The organism is Azoarcus sp. KH32C (assembly GCF_000349945.1).
GTDB lineage: Bacteria > Pseudomonadota > Gammaproteobacteria > Burkholderiales > Rhodocyclaceae > Aromatoleum.
Genome location: NC_020548.1, coordinates 54109 through 80392, shown reverse-complemented (window position 1 = coordinate 80392; position 26284 = coordinate 54109). Strand labels below are relative to the sequence as shown.

The following is a 26284-nucleotide window of genomic DNA, read 5'->3' as shown; positions in this document are numbered from 1 at the left end:
CCTCACGTCGGGCGATAGGCGCCCGGTGTGCTGCCGGTCCATTTCTTGAAGGCCCGGTAAAAGGTCGTCGGATCGTCGAACCCGATCCGGGCTCCGATCACTGCGACCGGCGTCGCGGTCTTGGTCAGCAGCTGAATCGCCACATCGCGTCGCAATTCGTCCTTGATCGCCTGGTAGGACGTTCCCTCGACGCTCAGCCGTCGCGACAGCGTTCGTATCGAGCAATGGAGCACGTCGGCGACCTCGTCGATGGGCGTCGCGCCTTCGAGATGGTTCTCGAGGTACTCCCGGACGCGATGGCTGATCACGCGCTCGGCGGATGAGACAAACAGCCAGTCCGCAGGGGCTCGCCTGAGAAATTCGGTGAGCGTCCGCTTGTTGCGACGGGTCGGCACGTCGAGGTTGCCGATCCGGAAATACAGAGCCGTGCGCGCCTGGTCGAAGAAAACCGGACCCGGAAATAGATACGCGTAGGCAGAGGCGTGTTGCGGCGGCGGATAGCAAAAGTCCGCCCTCTCCAGGGGCAGCTGTTTTCCGGCCAGCCAGGACGTCACCCCATGAACGACCTTGAGCATCATTTCCTGCGCGAGAACCCGCGCGGGTTCAGCCCCTTGTGCTGGCACCAGGGCGACGCAGACGACGTCGTGGCTGACCGTGATCTGGATCCTCATGTCATCGATCAGCAATCGGAAGAAGCAGCTCAGCCGATAGAGCGCAACTCGAAGATTGGGCGCTTCGAGCATGCTGAGGCAAAGCAGCTTGAGCGCGCCCCCGCGCACGGGACGGGAGAACATGCCGGGCAGTTCATCGTCGAGTTCGCGCGCCAGTAGCCGGTACAAGTCGGAGAACTGGTTGGTCGTGACCCGCGCGGAGGATTCGTCCATCAGCGCGGGGGCGATTCCCGCTGACGCAAGGTAGGCCGCATGCCGTGCCGGATCCGGCACGGCGGTCAGCAATTCCCGAACGAAATCGATCGGAATCGTGGTGGATGTCGGCATTGTCATGCGCAGCCAATTGCAGGAAAGGTTGGCCGATTATGCAAGTAAATCGGCCTGTCCGGCAAACGAAACTCGTGTCGATGCTCCGTAGAATCGAAGCGTTTTCAAGAAGATAGTTTGAAGCGAGTCCGCAGGGCGGGGACACTCAACGGAGCCATTCATGCAAGAACGGAAATTCCATATTCGCCGCGTCGCGGTGCTCGGGGCTGGCGTCATGGGCGCACAAATCGCGGCCCATTTTGCGAATGCCGGCGTGCCGGTCGTCCTCTTTGACCTGCCCGCGAAGGAAGGTGACAAGAACGGCATCGTCAAGAAGGCCATCGACGGCCTGAAGAAGCTCGAACCGGCGCCGCTCGCCAACAAGACGGCGCTGAAGTTGATCTCGGCCGCGAACTACGATGAGCATCTCGCCCAGCTCACCGCCTGCGACCTGATCGTCGAAGCGATCGCCGAGCGCATGGACTGGAAGAACGACCTGTACGGCAAGATCGCGCCGCACATCTCGCCCGATGCCATCGTCGCCTCCAACACCTCAGGGCTGTCGATCGACGCGCTGTCGCAGGTGCTGCCGGCCGACGTTCGTCCGCGCTTCTGCGGCATCCATTTCTTCAACCCGCCGCGCTACATGCGCCTGGTCGAGATCATCGCGACGCGCACGACCGATGCGGGCACACTCGATGCGCTCGAGACCTGGCTGACCTCCCGTCTCGGCAAGGGCGTGATCCGCGCCCTCGACACCCCCAACTTCGTCGCCAACCGCATCGGCGTCCTCTCGATCCTGGCGGTGATGCATCACACCCAGCGCTTCGAGCTCGGCTTCGATGTGGTCGACCTCCTGACCGGGCCGAAGATCGGCCGTCCGAAGAGTGCCACCTACCGTACGGCGGACGTCGTCGGCCTGGATACGCTGGCCCATGTCGTGCGCACCATGCACAACACGCTGCCCGACGACCCGTGGCATCGCCATTTCAATGCGCCGGCCTGGCTGGAACAGCTGATCGAGAAGGGTGCCCTGGGCCAGAAGACCAAGGGCGGCATCTTCCGCAAGGTCGGCAAGGACATCCACGTGCTCGACGTCGGCCAGCAGGATTACCGCCCCTCGAGCGGCGAACTCAGCGCCGACGTGGCCGCCATCCTCAAGGACAAGAACCCCGCCAGCCGCTTCGCCGCACTGCGTGCCTCGAAGGATCCCCAGGCGCGGTTCCTGTGGGCGATCTTCCGCGACGTCTTCCACTACGCCGCGGTGCAGCTCGAGGCCGTCGCCGACAATGCCCGCGATCTCGACCTCGCGATGCGTTGGGGCTTCGGGTGGGAGCAGGGGCCGTTCGAGATCTGGCAATCCGCCGGCTGGACCGACATCGCCCAGGCTATTGCCGCCGATATCGCTGCCGGCGAGACGATGAGCAACGTGCCGCTGCCGGCCTGGGTGCTGGACGGACGCAACGGCGTGCATACGCCGCAAGGCTCGTGGTCGCCGCGCCGCAAGGTCTACGTGCCGCGCTCCGCGCTGCCGGTCTACCAGCGCCAACTCTACCCGGACAGCGTTCTCGGCGACGGCTCGCTGTCGCCCGAGCAATCCGGCGAGACGCTGTTCGAGAACGACGGCGTCCGCCTGTGGCGCCTGCCAGCGGTCGATGCCGGCATCGGCATCCTCTCCTTCAAGTCCAAGATGCATGCCATCGGCACCGAAGTGGTGGAAGGCGTCGTGGCGGCCGTGCGCCAGGCCGAGCAGAGTCTGGCCGGCCTGGTCATCTGGCACCAGCCGCCCTTCGCGGTCGGCGCCAACCTGGCGCAGGTGGCGGAGGCGTGTGCGGCCGGCGATTTCGCGAAGCTCGACAACTATGTCGCCGCCTTCCAGCAGGCCGGCCAGACGTTGAAGTACGCGGCGGTGCCGGTGGTGGCGGCGGTCCAGGGCATGGCCCTGGGCGGCGGCTGCGAGTTCGCTCTGCATGCGGCGCGCCGCGTGTTGGCGCTGGAAAGCTACATGGGCCTGGTCGAAGCCGGTGTCGGCCTGATTCCGGCCGGCGGCGGCTGCAAGGAATTCGCGCTGCAGGCGGCGGAATGGGCCGCGCGTGCCGGGACATCGGGCGACCTGATGGCCTTCTTGCAACCGGCGTTCATGAACATCGCCACGGCCAAGGTCTCGAAGAGCGCCGCGGAAGCGGTGGACTACGGCTTCGCCCGTGCGACCGACACCATGCTGTTCCACCCCGACGAGCTGCTCTACGTGGCGATCCGCGAAGCCCGTGCGCTGGCCGAATCCGGCTACGCACCCCGCGCCACCGCACGTGCGGTGCCGGTGGCCGGCCGCGGCGGCATTGCGACGCTGGAGATGACGCTGGTGAACATGCGCGACGGCGGCATGATTTCCGCCTACGACTACCAGGTCGCCCGCGCCGCGGCGGTCGCCCTGTGCGGCGGCGAAGTCGATGCCGGCAGCCTGGTCGACGAGGCGTGGCTGCTCACGGTCGAGCGCCGCTTGTTCATCGACCTGCTGAAGAACCCCCAAACCCAGGCCCGGATCCAGCACATGCTCGATACCGGCAAGCCGCTCCGTAATTGATCCGGCCCAGGAGAAAACTCGAATGAGCAAACAGATTCAGGACGCCTACATCGTCGCCGCGACCCGTCTGCCGGTGGCCAAGCGCAACGGCATGTTCAGGAACGCCCGGCCGGACGACATGCTGGCCCACGCCATCCGCTCGGTGGTTGCACAGGTGCCGGGCGTGGATCCGGCCCGTATCGGTGACGTCATCGTCGGCTGCGCCATGCCCGAAGCAGAGCAGGGCATGAACGTCGCCCGCATCGGCGCGCTGCTCGCCGGCCTGCCGAATACCGTCCCGGGCATGACGATCAACCGCTTCTGCTCCTCCGGCCTGCAGGCCGTGGCCGATGCCGCCAATCAGATCCGTCTCGGCCTCGCCGACGTGATGATCGCCGCCGGCACCGAGTCGATGAGCGTCATGTCGAACATGATGGGCAACAAGGTGACGCCCAACCCGGCCTTCTTCTCCGACGAAAACCTCGGCATCGCTTACGGCATGGGCCTGACCGCCGAGAAGGTCGCGCAGCAGTGGGGCATCGGCCGCGAGGCGCAGGATGCCTTTGCCGAAGCGTCCCATCGCAAGGCCTGCGCCGCGATTGCCGCCGGCCATTTCAAGGCCGAGATCTCGCCCTTCACGGTGCGCGACTACAAGCCCGATCTCGCAACCGGCGAAGTCCGCCAGCGCGACCGCACGCCGACCGACGACGAAGGCGCACGCGCGGACATTTCCATCGAGAAGCTTGCCAAGCTGCGCCCGGTCTTCCACGCCAAGGGCTCGGTCACGGCGGGTAACGCCTCGCAGATGTCCGACGGCGCCGGTGCGGTGATGCTGGTCTCGGAGAAGGTCCTGAAGGAACACAACCTGACGCCGCTCGCCCGCTTCGCCGGCTTTGCCGTCGGCGGGGTGGCGCCGGAGATCATGGGCATCGGGCCGATCGTGGCAATTCCGAAGGTGCTGCAGCAAGTCGGCATCCGCAAGGAAGACCTCGACTGGATCGAACTGAATGAGGCCTTTGCCGCACAGGCCCTGGCCGTGATCCAGGAGCTCGACCTCGATCCGTCGAAGATCAACCCGCAGGGCGGCGCGATCGCGCTCGGCCACCCGCTCGGCGCCACCGGCGCCATCCGCACGGCGACGTTGGTGCACGGCATGCGCCGCACCGGCGGCAAGTACGGGATGGTCAGCATGTGCATCGGCACCGGCATGGGTGCCGCCGGCATCTTCGAACGTCTCTGAACACACAAATATAAAGAGGAAACCCCATGAGCGATTACATCGCCCCGGTGAAGGACATGCGTTTCGTGATGGACGAAATCGTCGGTCTCGACGCCATCGCAGCGCTTCCCGGCTGTGAAGAAGCCACGCCCGACATGGCAGATGCCATCCTCGAGGAGGCGGCCAAGTTCGCCAGCGGCGTGCTGGCTCCGCTCAACCGCAGCGGTGACACCCAGGGTTGCAAGCTCGGACCGGAAGGCGTGATCACCGCCGAGGGCTGGAAGGAAGCCTACAAGGCCTTCTGCGAAGCCGGCTGGAACGGCTTGGCCTCGCCGACGGGGTACGGCGGGCAAGGACTGCCGGAAACCATCGGCATCGCCGTCAAGGAAATGGTTTCGTCCGCCAACCTGTCCTTTTCGCTCGGCCCGCTGCTGACCAGCGGTGCCGTCGCCGCCCTGCTGACCTGCGCGAGCGACGAATTGAAGGCCATCTACCTGGAGAAGATGATTTCCGGCGAGTGGACCGGCACGATGAACCTGACCGAACCGAACGCCGGTTCCGACCTGGCCCTGATCCGCAGCCGCGCCGAGCCGCAGGCCGATGGCAGCTACCGCGTCTTCGGCCAGAAGATCTTCATCACCTATGGCGACCACGACATGACGGACAACATCGTCCATCTCGTCCTCGCCCGCCTGCCGGACGCCCCGGCCGGCGTGAAGGGCATCTCGCTCTTCCTGGTGCCGAAGTTCCTGGTGGGCGCCGACGGCTCGCTCGGCGAACGCAACGACGCCTACTGCGTGTCGATCGAGCACAAGCTCGGCATCCACGCCAGCCCGACCTGCGTCATGGCCTTCGGGGACAACGGCGGTGCGGTCGGCTATCTGCTGGGCGAGGCGAACCGCGGCCTGGAATACATGTTCATCATGATGAACGAAGCCCGCATGGGCGTCGGCCTGCAGGGCGTCGCCCTCGGCGAGCGCGCCTACCAGCAGGCTCTCGGCTACGCCCGCGAACGCAAGCAGGGCAGGGATGCCGTGACGGGCGAGGCGCTCGTCACCATCGACAAGCATCCGGACGTCCGCCGCATGCTGATGCTGATGAAGTCGCGCGTCGAAGCCTGCCGCGCCATCACCTACTTCACTGCCGGGCTGCTCGACCGTGCTCACGCCGGCACCGACCCGGAGCAGAGGAAGTGCGACCTGTTCCTGGCCGAACTGCTGATTCCGGTGGTCAAAGGCGGCGGCACCGAGATGGCGGTCGAGGTGACCTCGCTGGGTATCCAGGTGCATGGCGGGATGGGCTTCATCGAGGAGACCGGTGCCGCGCAGCACTGGCGCGATTCCCGCATCACGACGATCTACGAGGGCACCACCGGCATCCAGGCCAACGACCTGATTTTCCGCAAGCTGATGCGCGATCAGGGCGCGACCGCCAAGGTCGTCTTCGGCGAAGTGCGTGGCACAGCCAAGGATCTGCTGGCTTCCATGCGGCCGGAACTGCGCGCCATTGGCCGCCATCTGCTGGCCGCGGCGCAGGCGTGGTCCGATGCCACCGAGTGGGTGCTGGGCAACGCCAGGTCGAATGCTTCCGCCGCGCTGACCGCGGCCGTTCCCTATCTCAATCTCGCCGTCGTCGTCTGCGGCGGCTGGATGATGGGCAGGGCAGCCCTGGCGGCGGCCGCCCACCTCGACAAGGAAGAGGGCGACCAGCGCTTCTATCGGAACAAGATCGCGACCGCCGGCTTCTACGCTGATCAACTGCTGACCCAGGCCGACGCTTGGTGCAAAGTGGTGACGACCGGCGACGCCGCAATCCTCGGGGTTGGTGACGAGCTGTTCGAATAAGCCTTTCCGGGCCGAGATCGTCAAAAGAAAAGGGCGGCCACTGAGCCGCCCTTTTCCGTTGGGATGGTGCCGAGTATCAGCAGTTGCCCTTCTTGGCCTGCCCCGGCGGGCAGAAGCCGCCGTCGTGGTGCGCCCCTTTGCCCCGGCCGGTGTAATACTTTTCGCCGCGGGGGCCGTCGTGACGGCGCCAGTAAACCGGGTCACGCCACTCGCCGCCGTCCCAGTAGTAGCCGCGCTCGTTGCGGGCGCCGAACGTGATCGACACGCCCGGGGCGTCGATGCGAACGGAGGGGACGTTGATGTTGAGATCGACCGCGCCGGCAAACAGCGGAAGTGTTGCGAGCGCGGCGGCGAGCAGGGTTTTCTTCATCTGGAAGCTCTCTATTGAATTTTGGGCCAACGCATGAAGCATACCGCGATCCGCCACCAGTCGTCGTCCCCTCCCGCGCCCCTTACTTGATGAACTTCACCTGACTGAAGATTCTCTCCATCACGGGCGCCTTCTTCGCGTTGAAGCTCTCCTTGTTCTTCTCGATCAGGTTGTTGCCCTTAGTGTCGATGGAGATGATCAGCGGCCCGAATTCCTTCACGCGGTTGACCCACAGCGTTTCCGGCATCCCGAGGTCTTGCCACTCGGCGCGCTCGATCTCCTCGACCTTGGTTGCCGCGAGCACCGCGCAGCCGCCGGGGAAGATCGCATGGACCGCTTTGCCTTCCTGGCAGCCCGCCGTCGTTTCGGGGCCCATGCCGCCCTTGCCGACGATCAGCTTCACGCCGGTCTGCTTGATGAACTCGCGCTCGAACTTCTCCATCCGCATGCTGGTGGTCGGACCGATCGAGACCATTTCGAACTTGCCGTCGTCCTTCTTGCGCACGATCGGGCCGGCGTGGAAGATCGCGCCGCCCTTCAGATCGACGGGCAGCTCGCGCTTCTGCTCGATGAGGCGCCGGTGGGCGACGTCGCGGCAGGTGACGAGGTGGCCGGTGAGATAGACGACATCGCCGACGTTCAGGGATTCGAGATCTTCGTCGCGGATCGGGGTTTGCAGGATCTTTTTCACAGCACCACTCCTTCGTGGGACAGGATTTCGTAGGACAGGTCGGCGTTGAAGCGAATCTTGCCGCGGCGATGCGCCCAGCAGCCGGTCGAGACGGCGACGCCGATCGTCGAGGGGTGGCGGGCGGAGGACTCGATGTTCACGCCCATCACGCTGTTGTTTCCGGTGAGCCCCTGCGGGCCGATGCCGACTTCGTTAAGCCCCTCTTCGAGCAGCTCTTCCATCAGCGCGGCGTTCGCGTTGGGGTTCTTCGAATTGACCGGCCGCAGGATCGCGCGCTTCGACAGCCGCGCCGCGGTCTCGACCGAGGTCGACACGCCCACGCCGACCAGCAGCGGCGGGCAGGCATTGACGCCGCGCGAGGTGATGACGTCGAACACGAATTCGGTGACACCCTCGTAGCCTTGGCCCGGCATCAGCACGGTCGCCTTGCCCGGCAGCGTGCAGCCGCCGCCGGCCATGTACACGTCGATCGTCGCGGTGTCGGAATCCGGTACGATCTCCCAATCCAGCCAGGGAATCTTCGAGCCGGTGTTGGTGCCGGTGTTCTTCTCGTCGAAGGTCTCGACGGCGTTGTGGCGCAGCGGGCCCAGCGTCGTGGCGCCGAGGGTCGCGTTCTGCAGGATCTCTTCGAGCTCGCCCAGCAGCGGGAACTTCGCGCCGGCGGAGATGAAGTACTGGATCACGCCAGTGTCCTGGCAGCTTGGCCGGTCGAGCTTGTCGGCGGCTTGCTGGTTCTCGTCCATCGAGTCGTAGATGGCCTTCGCGAGCGGGTTGGTTTCCAGGGTGCGAAGGTCGGCGAGTTTCTGCTTCACGTCGGTCGGCAGACGCTTGCCGATGTAGGACGTGAATTTGGCCATCGTGTCCGTCAGGGACTGAACTGCGGCTTCCTTATCCATGTTGTGCTCCTGAGAATCTGTTGGGGTTGGGGGGTGTTTCAGTGCGTGGCCACTTGGGCGGTCACCGCCTGCGGCTTCTGGGAACGGGCCAGCATCAGGGTGAGGAAGGCCGAGAGCACGAGCAGGCCGGCGACGAAGTACAGGCCGCCTGTGAAGCTGCCGGTCTGGTCCTTGACCCAGCCGATCATCGCCGGGCCGGCAAATCCGCCGAGGTTCCCGATCGAGTTGATGGTGGCGATGCCGGTGGCGGCCGCGGCGCCGGACAGGAACGTGGTCGGCATGCTCCACAGCGGCGGCTTGGCGCAGCTGATACCGATGTTGACCAGGGTCAGCGCGGCAATCAGGCCGACGATGGAATTGGCGCCGCCGGCAACCACGAGGCCGGTCGCCGCTGCCAGGCAGGCCAGGATGACGTGCCAGGTGCGCTCGCCGGTGCGATCGGAATGACGCGACCAGAGGACCATGGCCACCACCGAAACGATCGGCGGGATGGCATTGAGGAAGCCGACGGTCATCGATGACACCCCGAGCTGCTTGATGATCTGCGGCGCCCAGATGCCGAGGGTATAGAGACCGGCGGACGTACCGAAGTAGATCATCGCCAGCGCCAGCACCTTGGGATTGGCGAGGCCGCTGAGGATGCCGTGCTTGGCGTTGTCCGCCTTGCTGGCGTTTTCCTCGTTCATGGCCTTGACCAGCCAGGCGCGTTCGTCGTCCTTCAGCCACTTCGCCTGCTCGGGCTTGTCGGTCATGTAGAAGAAGACGAGCACGCCGAGGATCAGGGCGGGAATGGCTTCGAGGATGAACATCCACTGCCAGCCTTGGAAGCCCATGAAGCCGTTCATTTCCAGCAGCGCGGCGGAGATCGGAGAGCCCAGCGCGGTGGAGATCGGTGCCGCAGCCATGAAGAATGCGGTCACGCCGGCGCGATGGCGGGCCGGGAACCAATAGCTGAGATACAGGATGATCCCGGGGAAGAAGCCCGCCTCCGCAGCCCCGAGCAGGAAGCGCATCACATAGAAGCTGGTCGGCCCCTCGATGAAGGCCATGCCGCCCGAAATGATCCCCCAGGTCACCATGACCCGGGCGATCCACAGACGCGCGCCGACCTTGTGCAGCACAATGTTGGAGGGCACTTCGAACAGGAAGTAGCCCCAGAAGAAGATGCCCGCGCCAAAGCCGAGGATCGACGCGGTAAAGCCCAGATCTTCCTTCATGGTCAAGGCGGCGAAGCCGATGTTGACCCGGTCGATGTAGGCGATGAAGTACAACAGCATGATGAAGGGCACGATTCGTCAAGTGATCCGGCGCAATGTGCGTTTTTCGATATCGAGATCCACCTGAGTCTCCTCCGTAATGATTTCTGTGTGGGATTACGCAGGGAGGAGAGTAAGGACTTTGATTATTGATAGAATCGATCAAAAGTTAATACATTGCTTCCTTTGAGTTAATAATGGATCCGCGATGAATCCCAACTCCGAGCTGGCTTTCTTCTGCCTGCTGGTGAAGCAGGGGAGCCTCGCGGCCACCGCGCGCGAGATGAACCTCACCCCGCCGGCGGTGACGAAGCGCCTCGCGCAGATTGAGGAACGCCTCGGCGTGCGACTCCTGAACCGCACGACGCGCCGGCTGAGCCTGACGAACGAAGGCGAGGTCTACTTCGCGAACGCGCAGCGCATCCTCGGCGACATCGAGGAAATGGAAAGCCTCGTGTCCGGCAGCCGCGCGGTGCCGAAGGGCCTGCTGCGCGTGAATGCGCCGCTGGGTTTCGGGCGCTCCTACATCGGGCCGGCGATCTCGGCCTTCACGAAGCGCTACCCCGACGTCGAAGTCCAGCTCCAGCTCACCGACCGTCCGGTGAGCCTCCCCGACGAGGCCATCGACGTCGCGATCCGCTTCGGCGAGATCCCCGATTCACGGCTGATCGCGAAGAAGATCGCGGCCAACCGCCGGCTGCTGTGTGCGTCGCCCCTCTACCTGAAGTCGCACGGCAGGCCGGAAAGCCCGGCGGATCTTGCCCGTCACGAATGCATCGTGCTGCGGCAGAACGAGTCGGCCTACGGCATGTGGCGGCTGAGCCGCGGCAAGCAGGGCGAAACGGTGAAGGTCCGCGGCAAGCTCAGCACCAACGACGGCGAGGTCGCCCTGAACTGGGCGCTCGACGGGCTCGGCATCCTGATGCGTGCGGAGTGGGACGTCGCGAAATATCTGCGCAGCGGGCGGTTGGAACACCTGCTGCCCGACTACGAGACGCCTGCAGCCGACATCTATGCCGTCTATCTCGAGCGACTGAACCTGTCCGCGAAGGTCTCGTTCTTCATTGATCACCTGCGTGAATTTCTGAGCACCCATGCCGACAGCCCCGAGAGCCGCAAGTCGCGGTGGTGAATTCCGGGATCGCCATGGGAGCAAAATTTTCCACCCTTGTGCTCAGATCGGCAGGCGCCGCCCGGGAACGAGGATTGCATGCCCGATAAACCCTGGGCCGTGGCGACACTGCACGGCTGTAGATCGGGAGAAATGAAATGACGCTCGGAACAATCCTGTTGATCGTCCTGGTCATCGCGCTGATCGGCGCGATTCCGACCTGGCCCTACAGTCGGGGCTGGGGATACGCCCCCAGCGGCGGGTTGGGCCTTGTGGTCCTGATCCTGCTCATCCTGTGGCTAATGGGCAGGTTATAGCTATGGAGAAAACGAACCTCATCATGCTGCCCGGCCTGCTCAACGACGCGAACCTGTTCGCGCACCAGGCCGGCGGCTTGGCGAACCTGGTGGCCGTGACGGTCGGCGACTTGACGCGTTCGGACTCGATTGCCGCGCTCGCCGCCGACGTCCTGGCCCAGGCGCCGGCGGGGCCGTTCATGCTTCTCGGGATGTCGATGGGCGGCTACGTCGCGTTCGAGATCATGCGCCAGGCAGGGGAAAGGGTGCGGGCCTTGGCGCTCTTGAGCACCACTGCCCGCCCCGACACTCCTGAGGCCACGGCAGGCCGTGAGGAGCTGATCAAGCTCTCCGAAACCGACTTCCCCGCGGTCATCGAGAAGCTGCTGGCGCGGATGGCGCACCCGGATCACGCCAACACACCCGAGGTGGGCGGCATGTTCCAGTCGATGGCGACCGAACTGGGGCGCGAGGTCTTCGTGCGCCAGGAACGCGCGATCATCGGGCGCCCGGACAGCCGCGCTAGCCTCGCTGCCATCCGGTGCCCGACGCTCGTGATCTGCGGAGAGCAGGACCAGCTCACGCCGCCCGAGGTGCACGAAGAGATCGTGGAGGGCATCCCGGGGGCGCAGCTTGTGCGCATCGAGGAGTGCGGCCACCTTTCCCCGCTCGAGCAACCGGAAAAGGTGACGACGCTCGTGCACGACTGGCTGTACGAACTCCTCGGTTCTCCGGAAAGGAGTCCGAACTGAGGAGTCCGTACCGAGGGCCGTTTTCAGGCGGGCAGCTCCTGCATCCCGCGGGAGAGGTCCGCCCTGCCTTCGAAGTCGAGCTGGAAGTCGAATCGCCCTCAGCCTGCAACAGGGCAGCAATTCGCGAGGTAGCGGTCCTATGACGGCTTCCATGATATCGATGATTTGACCACTCACGATCGAACCGTCGGAGCAGCCGCTGCCTGATGCTTCTTGGCGGCCTCCCCGACCGCGCAATCCACTGACATACCTGCTTCAACGCCATCCATGATCATCCGCTGCAGGATCGCGCCGAGCATTTCAACGTTGCCTTTGATCTGCGGCTCTATCTCTCGCAGGAACTGGCAGGTCGGCGGGTCGTACGCATAGGTCGAAAGGAATTGGTCCAGCTTTCGATCAGTGGCCAGCGCGTAGCACATGTCGTAAATCAGATTGAAGGCGCGCGCATGCTGTAATTCGTCGGCCAGCGCCATGTTCAAACGCACTTCCTCATTGAGGTCGCGCCGGAAGTGCTCAAGGCCATAGGCGACGTTTCCCTTCACGACCTGTTCTGCATTGAATTCCCATTCCATGTGGACATTCTCCTTGCTTCTGATCAGCCGAAGATTGCGTCGAACGCATCCTCGTCGTCGCGACAGATCGGGCAGGTCTCTTCGGGGCGCGGTGACACGAAATGGCGGTCACAGCGCGCGCAGCGCTGTTTGGACAGGGTGTGCAGGATCCGCGCGGGCCTCTCCGGTCGCGCATCGAATGCCGCTTCAGCGTCGAGTACGCGTGGCTGGCAGACCTCGAGGCAAACCTGACAGCCGACGCACCGGTCGGCCACGAACTGCAGTTGCCAATGGGCCGGGCTCTCGTCGATCTGGATCGCCCCGGTGGGACACACACGGAAGCAGGCTTCGCATGCGCTGCAGCCGGCACGCAGTTCGAGCCCCATCAGCGGCAGCGCGTCATGCAATGGCACGTCGCAGGCCTGCCCATCGCGGGTATTGCAGACGATCTGCAGCAACTCGCGCTGTTCAGGAAGGACGTAGGCACTGGCACGAATTGCCTTGTCGACAATCGGCCGTGAAACCTCAATTGCTGCGGCGCTTTGCGCGACCTCATCCATGCCGCGGCCGAGCAGGCGGCGGAATAGCTGCCGGCGGCCTGCGACAAAATCGGGGCGCGCGCGAATGCGCTCCGGCGCAGCGTCGTTTGCGACGGTCGGAAGCGCCCACGCCGAGTCCTGCGGCGCTGCGGCGGCCATCAGCACCTTGCATCCCTCGAGGTTCAACGCGAGCTGCTCCGCGCCGCGCGGCGCATGCGTGCAACCGGTGCACTGGCCGGCCCCGTGCAGAGTCACCGGGATATGCCGTTTGGCCAGATACGCCAGCGTCACCGCGTCGATTGCGCCCAGACAGGGCACGACCGCGTCCGCCGCCAACCCCGAAGGCGCACATGCGAAAGAAAACGTCTCCTGCCTGATCGCCTGCCGCAGCAGTTCGATCGGCTTGAAGGTTTCGGCTTGCCAGGCGGCGGTCCGACATGCGCTGACGCACAGCGCGCAGTTCTGGCAGCGCGTCGGATCGAGCCTGGCCCCTTCGTCGGAGAGCGTGATCGCCGCGTGCGGACAGGCCTCCTCGCAGCGGTTGCACTCACTGTAGCGGAAGCGATAACGCGTACAGCGGCTGGCGTGGAATTGCGGATACGCGATACTCATTTGGGACTCGTCCGCAACTCTTGCAGGGGCGTACCCTGCTCGCACGTGTTCTTCGGAATCACGAAATGGGACGCTGAACCGCCGGGCGGGTCGGCGTCCAGGGCCCGTGCCACGGCCTCCCATGCGCCAACCCCTCCCTCGACCGCAAACACGGCCTTGCCCGGATGTGCACTGGCGAGCGTGTTCGCTATCGCGAGCGCCTGCGCATCGCTATCGGCGACCACCACCACCGTGGCGGTGGGATTGATCTTCAGGCCCTTGTGATACACGAGCGCTTCCGGCAATTGCCGCTGCTTGCGCTGCATCTCCGAGCGGCCGTCGATCACGCAACAGGGAGCCCCGGACCGCAGCGCGAACTGCAACTGCGTTTCATTGCGCAGCGACGCCTCGGCATGACAGGGAGCCGCCATGCCTGAACTGCATAGGATGCCGATCGCAGTCGCCAGTCGCTGAACCGAATGCATCATGCAGCCTCCGAAATGCCCGCGACGTCGCTTTCGGCCGACATGGCGGCACGCAGCAGCTCTTGCTTTGCAGACAGTGCCGGCGCAAGAACAAGCTGCGAGACGTGACCGTAGGCAATCCAGTCACCCAGTTCCGGCTCGGCGTCCTCGAGTGGGCCCAGCCAGATCCGCGCGCCGAAGTCCTCCATCAGCCCGGCGCACAGGTTGAGGTCTGCGTCGTCGCGCAGATCCACTTGCACGAGTGCGGCGGCGACACCGCGCTTCATCATCTCGGCGATCCACCAGTGGGCCCGCACCCCGGTGCGGCTCCGGTCGGCGCGCAGGATTTCCCAGCCGGGCTCGCACTGCGAAGGGGTCACGACGCTGAAATCCGCGTTCGAAGTGGTATCGAAGGACCATCCGACTTCGATGCGCCGCGCCGGCACATAAACACCGACCCGCTCGCCACCGAATCGCGCAACGAGTCGCTCAACGACGCCGGCGTCGCGCAGGGCGGCCTCGCCGACGAAAACCTTGCCCACGCCCGCTTCCAGCAGCATCACCGCACGGCGTTCATCCTCCGCACGCAGGACGACCCCACCCCATGCCGCCGCGTCCGCGTTGAACCGGCCGCCATCGAACAGGAACGTATCGGCCGGGTCGACGGCGAGCGGCAAGTCACCGCACTCGGCCAGGCAGCGGACTTGCAGGCTCATGGCGCGCACCGACCGTATTCGAACTTCGCATACACGAAGGGGAAGGACGGGTTCTCGGCATCCGGTCCCAGCGACGCGATCAACGGCCGCATCTCCTGAAGCGTGCCGACGATCGGATCGACCTGCACCCCCAGGAATTGCGGCCGGTACTTGGCCAGCGCCAGCAAGGCGTCGTCGAGCAGGATCAGGGCCCCTGCCTGATTCCGGTTCTGGGTGAAGAACAGCGCGAGCGTGGCGAAGGCGAGCGCCTGCAGAAATTCCGCTTCGGGGTCGGCGGTGCCGAGGACGCTATTGCGGATCAGGCGCGACCAGCGTTCGTTGAGCAGATCGTGCAGCGCGCCGAGTTCGTTGCGGTTCCACAGCGCGGCGATTTCGCTCCAGTCAAGTTCCGACAACACCTGGCGATCCGGTGGCAGGATGGGGCGGGATTGCAGATCGAGCAGCATGATGGGCTCTCCGGCGGGTTCAGCGCAGATCGTGCAGAGGATGGACGCTTGCCGGTCGACGGCTGCCGGCCGCCGACTCCCCTGACGCACAGCCATTGCACACGGGCTCGTCGGGGTTGAACTCGACCCGGATATCGCTCTTCGGCACCACCTCGCGGCCCTGGTCCAGATCCTCGATGCGCAGCCGCATCGCGGCGATCTCCTCGTCGGCAAAGCCCGTCAGGAAACGCGCCATCTCGCGATAGAAGGAATGCTCGGCCGCGCGCGCAATCAAGCGCCCGTAGCCGCGCACCCAGCGGCCGAGGTGCAGCGTCCAGAAGCGCTTGATTTCACGCTCGAGGCTCGCGAATTCACGGGGATTGCCGGCGTCCAACGCGGCCGCGCCACGTTCGAGCAACTCCGCGACGAACATCAGCTCGGCCCCCAGCTGATCGGGGAAGATTTCGAAACGCCCGCGCCCGAGTGCGAATCCGCAGCGCGCATAGGTCTGACCGGCCTGGAAATGCGGCTCCTGCTTGTAGCGCCCGGTCAGACGTACCGATTCGACGGGCGGGAAGCCACCCGAGGCTGCGAACAGCGTCGTGTATTCGCAGGACAGGCGTTCGACGAGCGCATCGAGGTCGCTCGCGGTGAAGTCGCCGTCAAAAACCACCCCCGCCGACGCGAGCGCCCCGGAGGCGTCCGGCTCCCGCAACGCCGCCACGAATTGGCGGCTGGGTTCCTCGACGAACACGGCCGACAGCAGGCGATAGATTTGGGCACGCGCGAGGCATTCGTCGCGCGCCTCCGCTGCAGTGGGAGCGGGCCGCGGCAACTCGGCCGCCAGCGCTTCGTCTTCGAGTGCGAACAAGGTCTTCAGCATGGGATCTCCAATCCATGCCGGCCCGCGTCGAGCGCGGGCCGGGTAGCCATCGTCAATGGGCTCTGCTCAATCGCCTCAATGCCCGCCCGGCGCCTTCTTCTTGACGCTGTCAGGGCCTGCCCAGGCCGCCATCTCGGGGTGCATCTTGCGGTGCAGGTCCCCCGTGTAGGCATAGCGCATGGTCTCCTTGAAGGCCGCCACGTGCTTGTCCCAGTCGCCTTGCGTGTCGCCGTACTTGTCGTTCGGCCCGGCCTTGGTGACTTTGACGACCGTGTCGAACCAGCCCTGCGAGCCGCCGATCGGGTCGGCCACCACCGGGATGATGTTGTTGGGATGCACCCCGCGGTCGTCCCACCACACGTTGTTGAGATCGGGGTCGTCCTGGCCGTGGCTGGCGTCGCCCTTCTTGTCCTTGAGTCGGAGCGTTGCCAGCCGTCCATATTCCCAATGGCCGAAACCGGTCGGGATCGATACCACCTTCGGATGGATGCCTTCCGTCACATAGGCCTTGGTCACGAGGTAGCCCACGGCGCTCTCGATCCGCACCAGGTCGCCCGTCTTCACCCCCAGTTTCTTCGCCGTTTCCGGATTCATCCACGCCGGGTTGCTGTGCGCGATCTCCGCCAGCCATTTCACCGCCGCAGTCCGCGACTGCTTGTGCACGTTGAGCTTGAAGGTCGACAGGATCATCTCGTCGTCCGACATCGTTTCATGCCACGGAATGCGCTTGAAGGTCGGCATCGGGTTGAAGCCGTACTCGGCCCATTCGTCGACGCGCACATTGATCAGGCGGTTGCCGGTCGGGAAGCCCACATGGTTCTTGCCGTTGCGCCGGATGCCGATCGCCTTGCCATTCTTGGTGATCAGCCCGCGCGCATCGACCATGGCGCCCTCCATGTCGGCCGCCGACAGCTCCTTGCGGTACAGCCCATACTCCGCCTGGATCTCGCGCCCGGTCTTGTCGGTGACCTTGCCGGTGCGCGGGTCCAGCTTGCCGTAGATCGGCCACACGCCATGCTTCTTCAGGAAGTCGAGGCCCCCGGCCTCCTTGAGCCCGGGCACATTGTCGAAGTGGTGGCGCATGTAGTCCTCGCCATCCTTGAAGTCCCAGAACTTCTTCATCCCGCGGGAGCCGTCCGGGTCGAGCTTCCAGATGATGTCGCGCAGCATCACGCGGTTCTCGCGCGATTCGCCGAGCGATTTGTGCACCGGTTGCCGGATTCCCAGCCACGGCCACAGCGAGTTGGGCATCGATTCCGGCTCCCAGCGCTCGAGATAGGGGCAGTCGGGCAGGATCAGGTCGGCGAGCGCCGTCTCCTCGCCCATGAAGGGGCTCATCGAGACGAAATAGGGAATCAGCTTTTCGTCCTTGTACAACTTGCCCCATACCGCCATCGAGCCGGGGTTCGTATAGACGGGGTTGTCCTGGTAGGTGAAGTAGACGTTGATCTTCTGCTTGCCCTCGGCGATCCAGAAGGGCACGAGGTGGCTGACCTTGTGCGCCGCCAGCGGATAGTCCGGCGGATGCGCCAGATAGGACGCCTTCACCGGCTTGCCCGGCTGCGGTTCCGGTTGCGGCCAGCCCATGCCGCGCGGCAGGCAGTAGCCGCCACGCTTCTCGACGTTGCCGGTCATGATCGGCAGCATCATGCATGCCTTCTCGTTGTAGGAGCCGTACAGGTGCTTGGCTGGGCCGCGGTAGGTGAAGAGCGTCGCCGGCTTGGTGGTGGCGAACTCGCGCGCGATGCGCTCGATCGTTGCCACCGGCACGCCGGAAATCTTCGATGCCCACTCGGGCGTGTATTGCGCGTAGTGCGCCTTCAGTTCATCGACCGTGACGTTGGTCCAGGTATTGATGAAATCGCTGTCCTGCAGATCCTCGCGCAGGATCACGTGACCGATCGACAGCGCCACCGCACCGTCGGTGGCCGGAAACACCGGAATCCACTCGTCCGAGAAGCCTGCGGTGTTCGACAGCCGCACGTCGAAGGTGACGATCTTCATCTGGTTGTCGATGCGCCCCTCGGTCACGCGCTGCGACAGCGGGTTGTGGAAGTAGGCCGCCTCCAGTACGTTCGAGCCGAAGTTGAGCACGTACTTCGCATTGGCGAAGTCCGGCGTTTCGATGTCCGGCCCCCAGGTCGGTTCCATGCCGACCTTCTTCGAGGATTCGCACACTGAGGTGTGATTCACGACCGTCGCCGAGCCCAGCGTCTGCATGAAGCGATCCAGCGTGCCACCGGTGCGGTTGCGCCCGTACTTCATCATGATCGTGTTGGGGTCTTCCTTGAGCGCGGCATCGAGCTTTTGCGCGACTTCCGCGAGGGCTTCGTCCCAGGTGATGCGCTTCCATTTGCCTTCACCGCGCGCACCGACACGCTTGAGCGGATACAGGATGCGATCCGGGTCGTAGCTGTACCACATGCCGGAGTTGCCCTTGGCACACAAGCGGCCGCGGGTTGAAACATGCTCCGGATTGCCTTCGAGTTTCACGACCCGGTCATTTTCGACATAGGCGATGGCCCCGTCCTGGATATTGCAGACGTGGCAGTTGATCGGAATCGCCTTGCGTTCGGCCGCATTGACCGGATCGAAGTCCTTGCCACCGAGTTCGTTCTCCATCGCATGCAGAAGGCGCGGCGCGGTTGCGGCCGCCGCGGTGGTGCCGGCGCTGGCCTTGAGGAAGGTGCGGCGGGTGATTTTCGGGAATTCCATTTCATCGTCTCCTTGCCGAACCGGTCAGTAGAGCGTCTGCAGTTGCTGGGGACCCATCAACAGCGCATAGCGCAAGGCTGCGCCGCCCGCGAGCACCAGCACACCGGCGACCACGACCCCCACCTGCTGCCGCCCGAAGGGCGCGAGCAACAACGCAATCGGCGCCGCTGTGCCGACGACGATGCCGATGCCGACGAAGATGAGGCCCATCGTTCCGGTGGTGAGGATCATGAAGGTGAGTTCCTGCGCGGCGCCGCCGTAGTTGGTCGTGCCGAGGATGGACACCAGGATCACGCCCACCGCAGCGGTCGACCACAGCAGGTATTCGCGCAGTAGCCGCTGCGCCGATTCGTTCGCGCCCGCGAGGATCGCGCCCACCGCCGAGCCCGAGGCGATCGCGAGCGCGACGAACAGCACCGGCATGACCGGCGTGTTCCACACCGGGCGCGACTGGTGCACCGTCAGGTCGTAGCCGGTATAGATCGGCAGTCCCAACGCGAGCAGCGCCGTTACGGTTGCCAGCACCTTGCCCCGCGCCTGGCTCCCCTGCTTCAGCGCCGCCAGATACAGCACGGACGCGATACCGAAGGCGACGATGTTCAACGCGCCCCAGGCCAGGGGAGAGGTGAAGTTGAGGTAAGCCGGGTTGAGGATATTGAGGAAGCGCAGCGGCTGCGACAGATCGCCGATCAGAAGCAGCCCTCCCACCACCAGCAACGCGAAAGAACCGTACGCCGCCTTCTCGCGCAAGGGACGCAGCGCCTCGGTACGCCACGATCCGTAGGACAGGAAAGACAGGCCGGCGCAGATGCCGATGACGAAGAAATAGATCGCGTAGGTCGCATGCCACGACACATCGTGGAACCAGACGTAATCACCCATGATTCTCCCCTCAGATGTTGAAGTGGCGCTTGAACGCGTCGCGCTGCAATTCCATGACGTCGGGCTTGCGGTAGGCATCGCGGCCGAATTCGGTCTGGTTGCGATCCGCACCGATGTAGAACACGTGCGGCTTGGTCCCCTCCTCGGGGCGCAGCACCTGCGTCGCATTCTTCGCCACGAGGTAGGAAACCTCGCTGGTGGGGTCGTTGAGATCGCCAAACACCCGCGAACGCCCGATACAGGTCTGCACGCACGCCGGCACGAGGTTCTGCGTGACGCGGTGGAAGCAGAAGGTGCACTTGTCGACCACGTTGGTGATCGGCGTGTAGGTCCGGTGCGATGGCAGCATGAAGCGTGCGTTGTACGGACAGGCTGCCATGCAGCTGCGGCAGCCGATGCAGCGCTCATAGCGCTGCAGGACGAAGCCGCCGTCCTCGTGCTTGTAGGTGGCTCCGACCGGGCAATTGCGCACGCACGGGGGATCGTCGCAGTGATTGCACAGCCGCGGCAGGAACTGCTTCTTGACGTTCGGGTACTTGCCGACGACCTTGTAGGGCACCCACGTGCGATTGACGCCCAGCGGCGTGTCGTACTCGGCCTTGCATGCGACCTGGCAAGCCATGCAGCCGATACAGCGGCGGGTATCCACCACCATGGCGAAGCGGCGCTTGCCCGGTACTTCCCTGGTCTCGATGGGCGAGACCCTCAGTTCGTCGCTCATGCGTATTGCCTCCTCCGATATAGCCGCCTTTGTCCCAGCCGACCGTCGAACCTCCGCGGCGAACGCACGCTGGCGAAGGCGCCTTACGCCCGTGCATTTTCTTGTTGGAATCGCAACATTCGCGCCACTGCCGTCCTGCGGAACCTAAATCCACTGCAGCAGTAGGGTTTCATCATCGTCTTGATTCGGCATGCATTATTGGAATCGTTACGCCGACGTAACACTTGCCGGAATTGCTGCGGCGCAAGGTGCTACGCCGCCGTAACGCCTGTTCCCGACGCACTGGAAGGCGCGGAAGCAGGCGCATATCATCCATGCCATGGACAGGGGCAATCGACAGGTGATGCTTCACTCACGGCGGCGGTTTCTAGCCTGCGCGGCGGGTCTGGCTGCGATGTCGGCATTGCCGGCACGAGCGACGGACAATCCTGTCCGCATCGGTTTGACGCCCGTGTTCCTCGATGACCAGATGAGTTTCCTGACGGATTGGCGTCGCTGGCTCGAAGTCAAGCTCGGACATGCCGTGGTCTTCATCCAGCGCGGCAACTATCGTGAAGTGGTCGATCTGGTACGCACCGGCAAACTCGACTTCGCGTGGCTCTGCGGCTTCCCCTTCGTGCAGCATCAGCGCGAACTGAAGCTGCTCGCCGTGCCCCTGTGGCGGGGCGGCCCCTATTACCGTTCCTACATCATCGTGCCGGCCGACGATACCCGTTCGGCCTCGATCACCGATCTGCGCGGCAAGGTCTTCGCGTATTCCGATCCGGATTCCAACTCAGGCTACCTCTACCCGCGCTACCTGCTCACGACGCGCAAGGAAGACCCCGCCAATTTCTTTTCGCGCACGTTCTTCACGTGGGCGCACCGCAAGGTCGTGGAAGCGGTGGGCGTTGCGTTGGCCGATGGCGGCGCGGTCGATGGCTATGTGTGGGAGACGCTGGCCGAGGTTCGTCCCGAGTTGACGCGCAGGACCCGCATCATCGAACGCTCGCCGCAGCTCGGCCATCCGCCGTTCGTCGCGCGGGCGGATATCCCGCGAGAGCTGTTCGACAGATTTCAGGCAACCCTGCTCGGCATGGCGAACGATCCGGTGGGCGAGGAACTCCTCCGCCGCCTCCATCTGGACGGCTTCACGCGCGGCGAACCGGCGTTGTTCGCCGAGATCGCGCGCATGGCTGCACGGGTCGAGCGCCAATGAAGTCCCTGTCCGATCTGTCGCTGCGCTGGAAGATCCCGCTTCGCGCGATGATGGCCGTGCTCGGGACCGCGGTCGCCGTCACCGGCGCCCTCGTGGCACGGGAATATGACGAAATCCGACAGAATCTCGAAGGCCACGCGCGGAGCATGGGCCGGGTGCTCGCTCACACACTGGTGATGCCGGTGCTGCACGACGATGTCTGGCGCGCCTATGAAATTCTCCAGACCGCTCACCAGCCCAACCCCTCCGCGCCCGAGTTGCAGGCCGAAGTGGTGCTCGTGACCGATACCGACTATCGCGTGTTCGTGTCGACCCGCCCCCGCGAGTTTCCGATCGGCAGCAGCGCCGCGAGCCGCGGGGGCGCCTACGGTTTGCTGCGGGCCGAGCTTTCCCGCGGCGCACCGACCGAGCAGCGGGTGCTCGAACCGCCCGATTCTCCCATCTACTTCGTGATGTCCCCGCTGATTGCCGACGGTGTCGCGCTGGGTCACGTCATCCTCGGCTACACGCGCACGCCTTTTCTGCCGCGGTTCCTGGGCCTGGTCGGACGCGCGGCGCTGGTCACCCTGCTGGTCCTGGTGGTGATCCTGCCGATTTCGTGGTTCTGGGCGCGGCGGACGGGGCTACCGCTGCTCAAGCTGGCCGAAGCGATGAACCGCGTACCGCTCGAACTGGAGTCGGCCCGGCTTGCGGACCTGCCGCACAGCCAGGACGAAATCGGGCAACTGGGCGAGGCCTTCCGCCGCATGGTCGGCGAACTGCACAACAAGCAGGAACTGGAACGCCAGATGCTGGTGTCCGAGCGCCTCGCCGCAATCGGGCGCCTGACGGCCGGCATCGCCCATGAGATCAACAACCCCCTCGCGGGCATGCTCACCGCGATCAACACCTACAAACGGCATGGCGAAGGCGATCCGCTCGCCGCAAAGGCGCTGTCGCTGCTCGAGCGCGGCCTCACGCAGATTCGCAATACCGTCGCGGCGCTGCTCGTGGAGGCCAAGGTTGAAGACCGCCCGTTTGCACCTGAGGACATCAACGACCTGCAGATTCTCGTTGAAGCGGAAGCCCACACCCACGGGGCGCGGGTACTGATTGATGACAATCTGGACAACTCACTCCCGTTGCCCGCGACGCTCTTGCGTCAGATCGTACTCAATTTGCTGCTCAACGCCGTTGCCGCAGCGGGTGACAGTGGAACCGTCCGCCTCAGCGCCCGCGCAGCCGACGAGTTGTTGGTGTTGGCCGTATTCAACGATGGTCAGCACATCCCGCACGAGGCGTTGCCCTACCTCTTCGAACCGTTCACGACACACGGTGAAAAAGGCCACGGATTGGGCCTGTGGATCGTGTATCAGATCGTGCAACAACTCGACGGCACCATCTCGGTCGAAAGCGAGCCCGGCGCCACCACCTTCACCATCGAGATCCCCTATGGCCAAGGCGCAAGAAGCACTTCCGCGACTGTGTCTGATTGAAGACGACGAGATCATGGGCGAGTCGCTCGCCGAGCGGTTCCGGCTCGAGGGGTTCGACGTCGACTGGCATCGGACGGGCGCCGAGGCCGTCGAGGCATTAGCGACGCGACGCTATGCGGTCGTGGTCAGCGACATACGCCTGCCGGATTGCAGTGGAGGCGACCTGTTCCTGGACCTCAGCGCGCGCTTGCCGATGCTGCCGCCTTTCCTGTTCATGACCGCTTTCGGCTCGATCGATCGCGCCGTGGAACTGCTCAAGGCCGGGGCGGCCGATTACGTGACCAAACCCTTCGACCCGGATGCAGTCGTCGCCAAGGTGCAAGCGCTGGCTCGGGAATATGGCGGTGCCGGAACGGGGGAATTCGACGCCGATGCGCTCGGCGTGTCGCCCGCGATGCGCCATATTGCCGAAGCATTGCCACGCCTCGCGCGACAGGCGAGTGCGCTGCTCATCACGGGCGAATCCGGCGTCGGCAAGGAGCATGTCGCTCAGTTCTTCCATCGTCATGCGGGCAAGCCCGACGCCCCCTTCATCGCGGTCAATTGTGCGGCGATTCCAGAGCCTCTGCTGGAGGCCGAACTCTTCGGCTACGAGAAAGGTGCGTTCACCGGCGCGGTCAAGGCCAAGCGCGGCTATTTCGAACAGGCCCAGGGCGGCACCCTGTTCCTCGACGAGATTGGCGAGATGCCGGTGCATATGCAGGTCAAATTGCTGCGCGTGCTGCAGGAGCACAAGTTGCGCCGCCTTGGCAGCGAGGCGCCGATTACGGTGGACTTCCGGCTCGTCTGCGCCACGCATCAGGACCTCAAGGCCATGGTCGACGCCGGCTCCTTCCGCGAGGATCTCTACTACCGGGTGCACGTGATCCACCTGCGCATACCGCCGCTGCGGGAACGCCCCGAGGATATCCACTGGTTTGTGCGTCACTTCCTCGAGGCCTTCAACCACGAACATCCGGACCAGCGGCGCCGTCTCGACCCGCGCACGGAGCAGGCGTTGATGTCCTACTCGTGGCCGGGAAACGTGCGTGAACTCAAGCACGCGGTCGAACGCGCTTGCCTCCTGTCGCCCGGGCCGCTGCTCGGAGCCGAGGCCTTCTTCGGCGAGGGTCTGGAGGCGGCGCAAAGCGGCGCGGCGGTGTCTCCCTCGCTCGCCGAATACCTCATGTCCTGCGAACGGGATTATCTCGAGATGATGCTCGACCGCAACGCGTGGCACATGACGCGCACCGCTGAAACCCTCGGCATCACGCGCAAGACACTGTGGGAGAAGATGCGCCGATTAGGCATTGCGGCACCGGACGCAGAGAAGGGGAGCCCGACACGATAATGACCTCGGTTGCTGGAGGTCCGGGGCCCTGATCCTACGATCGAGGCCGTCCAGGATGTTCCGCGCAGACCTGAACTCCCCGTCGCTGAGGCACGGAGGTACTCAGCCTGCCCGGGCTCACCCCTTGCTACCGGCCTCGCGCTCGGCCTCGAACAGCATGCTTGCGAGCGAATCCAGCCCCTCCTGCTGTGCGGCCTCGGAGATCTCCTCAAGGCTCGCGCCGCGGTCGATCATCCGCGCCGTCGCGCTGTCCTCGGGAAGTTGCTCGCGAAACTCGCGCAGCCGTGCGGCAACAATGTCGATCACCGCCCCTTGCGGAGCCGGTTCCGAACCGGCGTCGAGATGCTCCTCACAGGCCTCGAACAGCGCCCCGGCCAAGGCATGCAACCCCTCCGTGCTGGCGCAGGCGGAAATCTCCTCGGGTCCTGCGCCGCGGTCGATCGCCTCAGCGGTCTTGCTACCGGCCGGCAACGTGCTCCTGAAACTTGCCAGAATCTGTCCGATCGCGTCCATTTCAATCTCCCGACCTTGTCCCTCTGCTTCAATCTAGATGACGCACATCTAATGTGAAAGGAATAGGCTCGTTCGATCGTTGCCGTCATCGGCGAGATTGCCGACCAGGTCATCAGCACCGATGTCGGAAATCCCGTGAACGCAGGAGGCGGTGGCACGCCCTTAGCGGACCCGCCCTTGGTCTCGTAGCAGGGCAGGCCCCGTGCCCGCTTCATACCATCCCTTGCTGGCATTGACGACGCGCACAACCAGCAGCATCACCGGCACCTCGATCAGCACCCCGACCACCGTCGCCAGCGCAGCGCCGGACTCGAAGCCGAACAGGCTGATCGCCGCCGCCACCGCGAGCTCGAAGAAATTCGACGCGCCGATCAGCGCCGACGGGCAGGCGACGTTGTGCTTCTCGCCGACGGCGCGGTTGAGCAGGTAAGCGAGCGACGAGTTGAAGAACACCTGGATCAGGATGGGCACCGCCAGGAGCGCGATCACCAGCGGCTGCGAGAGGATCGCTTCGCCCTGGAAGGCGAAGAGCAGCACGAGCGTCACCAGCAGCGCGGAGATCGACCACGGCCCGATGCGCTCCATCGCGGCGTCGAAGGCCGCCTGCCCGCGCTTGAGCAGTGCCTTGCGCGCGATCTGCGCCAGAACGACCGGAATCACGATGTACAGGACGACCGACGTGAAGAGCGTGTCCCACGGCACCGTGATCGCCGAGATGCCCAGCAGCAGGCCGACAATGGGCGCGAAGGCGAACACCATGATCGTGTCGTTGAGCGCGACCTGCGACAGGGTGAAGATCGGATCGCCGTTCGTGAGTCGGCTCCACACGAAGACCATCGCCGTGCAGGGCGCGGCGGCAAGCAGGATCAGGCCGGCGACGTAGCTGTCGACCTGCTCGGCCGGCAACCAGGGCGCAAACCACTGGCGTACGAAGATCCACGCCAGCAGCGCCATCGAGAACGGCTTCACGAGCCAGTTCACGAACAAGGTCACGCCGATGCCGCGCATATGGCCGCGAATCTCGTGCAGCGCGCCGAAATCGACCTTCATCAGCATCGGGATGATCATCACCCAGATCAGCACGCCGACCGGCAGATTGACCTGCGCGATCTCCATCCGGCCGATCGCCTGGAACAGGCCGGGCGCCATCTGGCCGAAGGCGATCCCGGCGACGATGCACAGGAACACCCATACGGTGAGATAACGCTCGAAGACGCTCATCGGCGCCGCGGCGGCGCGCTTGGCGGTGACTTCGCACTGAACCGACATCTAGTTTCCTTGCTGATATATCCATTCAAGGCGGAAC

Annotated in this window: 25 protein-coding genes; 9 read left to right on the top strand and 16 right to left on the bottom strand. The window is 64.7% G+C overall.

Annotated elements, in window-relative coordinates; all coding sequences use genetic code 11:
- Positions 1–2: 2 nt before the first annotated feature.
- Positions 3–998, bottom strand: a complete 996-nt coding sequence (locus tag AZKH_RS23195) for an AraC family transcriptional regulator (RefSeq protein WP_231874587.1) — start codon at positions 996–998, stop codon at positions 3–5.
- A gap of 160 nt (positions 999–1158) precedes the next feature.
- Between AZKH_RS23195 and AZKH_RS23190 the strand changes: the two genes are divergently transcribed.
- The 3 genes from AZKH_RS23190 to AZKH_RS23180 are packed head-to-tail and all read left to right on the top strand — an operon-like array spanning position 1159 to position 6603.
- The gene (locus AZKH_RS23190) at positions 1159–3561 is read left to right on the top strand and encodes a 3-hydroxyacyl-CoA dehydrogenase/enoyl-CoA hydratase family protein (RefSeq protein ID WP_015451729.1); all 2403 of its coding nucleotides are present in this window, start codon (positions 1159–1161) and stop codon (positions 3559–3561) included.
- Between the two features lie 22 nt (positions 3562–3583).
- On the top strand, positions 3584–4780 hold the full coding sequence (locus tag AZKH_RS23185; protein ID WP_015451728.1) for an acetyl-CoA C-acyltransferase: 1197 nt from the start codon (positions 3584–3586) through the stop codon (positions 4778–4780).
- 26 nt (positions 4781–4806) lie between these two features.
- On the top strand, positions 4807–6603 hold the full coding sequence (locus AZKH_RS23180) for an acyl-CoA dehydrogenase (protein ID WP_015451727.1): 1797 nt from the start codon (positions 4807–4809) through the stop codon (positions 6601–6603).
- 76 nt (positions 6604–6679) lie between these two features.
- On the opposite strand, the gene AZKH_RS23175 is transcribed toward AZKH_RS23180, so the two are convergent.
- The 4 genes from AZKH_RS23175 to AZKH_RS23160 all read right to left on the bottom strand — a co-directional run bounded on the left by AZKH_RS23175 (position 6680) and on the right by AZKH_RS23160 (position 9852).
- Entirely contained in the window at positions 6680–6973 is a 294-nt protein-coding gene (locus AZKH_RS23175; protein ID WP_015451726.1) for a DUF2502 domain-containing protein, read from the bottom strand.
- Positions 6974–7055: 82 nt separating this feature from the next.
- Complete coding sequence (ttdB, locus tag AZKH_RS23170) at positions 7056–7664, bottom strand: L(+)-tartrate dehydratase subunit beta (protein ID WP_015451725.1); 609 nt, start codon at positions 7662–7664, stop codon at positions 7056–7058.
- Complete coding sequence (gene ttdA, locus AZKH_RS23165; RefSeq protein ID WP_015451724.1) at positions 7661–8560, bottom strand: L(+)-tartrate dehydratase subunit alpha; 900 nt, start codon at positions 8558–8560, stop codon at positions 7661–7663. The genes ttdB and ttdA overlap by 4 nt, the downstream gene beginning before the upstream one ends.
- Positions 8561–8598: 38 nt before the next feature.
- The gene (locus AZKH_RS23160) at positions 8599–9852 is read right to left on the bottom strand and encodes an MFS transporter (RefSeq protein ID WP_231874607.1); all 1254 of its coding nucleotides are present in this window, start codon (positions 9850–9852) and stop codon (positions 8599–8601) included.
- Positions 9853–10024: 172 nt separating this feature from the next.
- Between AZKH_RS23160 and AZKH_RS23155 the strand changes: the two genes are divergently transcribed.
- The 3 genes from AZKH_RS23155 to AZKH_RS23150 all read left to right on the top strand — a co-directional run bounded on the left by AZKH_RS23155 (position 10025) and on the right by AZKH_RS23150 (position 11975).
- Positions 10025–10948, top strand: coding sequence for a LysR family transcriptional regulator (locus tag AZKH_RS23155; protein ID WP_015451722.1), 924 nt, complete (start codon positions 10025–10027; stop codon positions 10946–10948).
- Positions 10949–11085: 137 nt separating this feature from the next.
- Positions 11086–11244: a DUF3309 domain-containing protein gene (locus AZKH_RS27030; RefSeq protein WP_015451721.1), complete on the top strand. Its 159-nt coding sequence runs from the start codon at positions 11086–11088 to the stop codon at positions 11242–11244.
- Positions 11245–11246: 2 nt separating this feature from the next.
- On the top strand, positions 11247–11975 hold the full coding sequence (locus AZKH_RS23150; protein ID WP_015451720.1) for an alpha/beta fold hydrolase: 729 nt from the start codon (positions 11247–11249) through the stop codon (positions 11973–11975).
- 173 nt (positions 11976–12148) lie between these two features.
- Here the strand turns inward: AZKH_RS23150 and AZKH_RS23145 are convergent, their stop codons facing one another.
- From AZKH_RS23145 to AZKH_RS23105, 9 genes are all read right to left on the bottom strand, one after another.
- Positions 12149–12547 carry a hypothetical protein gene (locus tag AZKH_RS23145; RefSeq protein ID WP_015451719.1) on the bottom strand — a complete coding sequence of 133 codons (399 nt, stop codon included), beginning with the start codon at positions 12545–12547 and terminating at the stop codon, positions 12149–12151.
- Between the two features lie 23 nt (positions 12548–12570).
- On the bottom strand, positions 12571–13677 hold the full coding sequence (locus tag AZKH_RS23140) for a 4Fe-4S dicluster domain-containing protein (protein ID WP_015451718.1): 1107 nt from the start codon (positions 13675–13677) through the stop codon (positions 12571–12573).
- Positions 13674–14144: a hypothetical protein gene (locus tag AZKH_RS23135; RefSeq protein WP_015451717.1), complete on the bottom strand. Its 471-nt coding sequence runs from the start codon at positions 14142–14144 to the stop codon at positions 13674–13676. Before AZKH_RS23135 ends, AZKH_RS23140 begins: the two co-directional genes overlap by 4 nt.
- Positions 14141–14836: a hypothetical protein gene (locus tag AZKH_RS23130; protein WP_015451716.1), complete on the bottom strand. Its 696-nt coding sequence runs from the start codon at positions 14834–14836 to the stop codon at positions 14141–14143. Before AZKH_RS23130 ends, AZKH_RS23135 begins: the two co-directional genes overlap by 4 nt.
- On the bottom strand, positions 14833–15282 hold the full coding sequence (locus AZKH_RS23125; RefSeq protein WP_015451715.1) for a hypothetical protein: 450 nt from the start codon (positions 15280–15282) through the stop codon (positions 14833–14835). The genes AZKH_RS23130 and AZKH_RS23125 overlap by 4 nt, the downstream gene beginning before the upstream one ends.
- A 19-nt stretch (positions 15283–15301) precedes the next feature.
- Positions 15302–16144: a molecular chaperone gene (locus tag AZKH_RS23120; RefSeq protein ID WP_015451714.1), complete on the bottom strand. Its 843-nt coding sequence runs from the start codon at positions 16142–16144 to the stop codon at positions 15302–15304.
- A gap of 75 nt (positions 16145–16219) precedes the next feature.
- On the bottom strand, positions 16220–18859 hold the full coding sequence (locus AZKH_RS23115) for a molybdopterin-dependent oxidoreductase (RefSeq protein ID WP_015451713.1): 2640 nt from the start codon (positions 18857–18859) through the stop codon (positions 16220–16222).
- Between the two features lie 24 nt (positions 18860–18883).
- Complete coding sequence (gene nrfD, locus AZKH_RS23110) at positions 18884–19741, bottom strand: NrfD/PsrC family molybdoenzyme membrane anchor subunit (protein WP_015451712.1); 858 nt, start codon at positions 19739–19741, stop codon at positions 18884–18886.
- A gap of 10 nt (positions 19742–19751) precedes the next feature.
- The gene (locus tag AZKH_RS23105; protein ID WP_015451711.1) at positions 19752–20462 is read right to left on the bottom strand and encodes a 4Fe-4S dicluster domain-containing protein; all 711 of its coding nucleotides are present in this window, start codon (positions 20460–20462) and stop codon (positions 19752–19754) included.
- 343 nt (positions 20463–20805) lie between these two features.
- On the opposite strand from AZKH_RS23105, the gene AZKH_RS23100 reads away from it, so the two are divergent.
- The 3 genes from AZKH_RS23100 to AZKH_RS23090 are packed head-to-tail and all read left to right on the top strand — an operon-like array spanning position 20806 to position 24465.
- Positions 20806–21660: a PhnD/SsuA/transferrin family substrate-binding protein gene (locus AZKH_RS23100; RefSeq protein ID WP_369795122.1), complete on the top strand. Its 855-nt coding sequence runs from the start codon at positions 20806–20808 to the stop codon at positions 21658–21660.
- Positions 21657–23135 carry a sensor histidine kinase gene (locus AZKH_RS23095; RefSeq protein WP_015451709.1) on the top strand — a complete coding sequence of 493 codons (1479 nt, stop codon included), beginning with the start codon at positions 21657–21659 and terminating at the stop codon, positions 23133–23135. Before AZKH_RS23100 ends, AZKH_RS23095 begins: the two co-directional genes overlap by 4 nt.
- Positions 23092–24465 carry a sigma-54 dependent transcriptional regulator gene (locus tag AZKH_RS23090; RefSeq protein WP_041657871.1) on the top strand — a complete coding sequence of 458 codons (1374 nt, stop codon included), beginning with the start codon at positions 23092–23094 and terminating at the stop codon, positions 24463–24465. The genes AZKH_RS23095 and AZKH_RS23090 overlap by 44 nt, the downstream gene beginning before the upstream one ends.
- Before the next feature lie 117 nt (positions 24466–24582).
- Here the strand turns inward: AZKH_RS23090 and AZKH_RS23085 are convergent, their stop codons facing one another.
- Positions 24583–24978: a hypothetical protein gene (locus AZKH_RS23085; protein ID WP_015451707.1), complete on the bottom strand. Its 396-nt coding sequence runs from the start codon at positions 24976–24978 to the stop codon at positions 24583–24585.
- Between the two features lie 162 nt (positions 24979–25140).
- Positions 25141–26247 carry an ACR3 family arsenite efflux transporter gene (gene arsB, locus AZKH_RS23080; RefSeq protein ID WP_015451706.1) on the bottom strand — a complete coding sequence of 369 codons (1107 nt, stop codon included), beginning with the start codon at positions 26245–26247 and terminating at the stop codon, positions 25141–25143.
- Between the last annotated feature and the right edge of the window lie 37 nt (positions 26248–26284).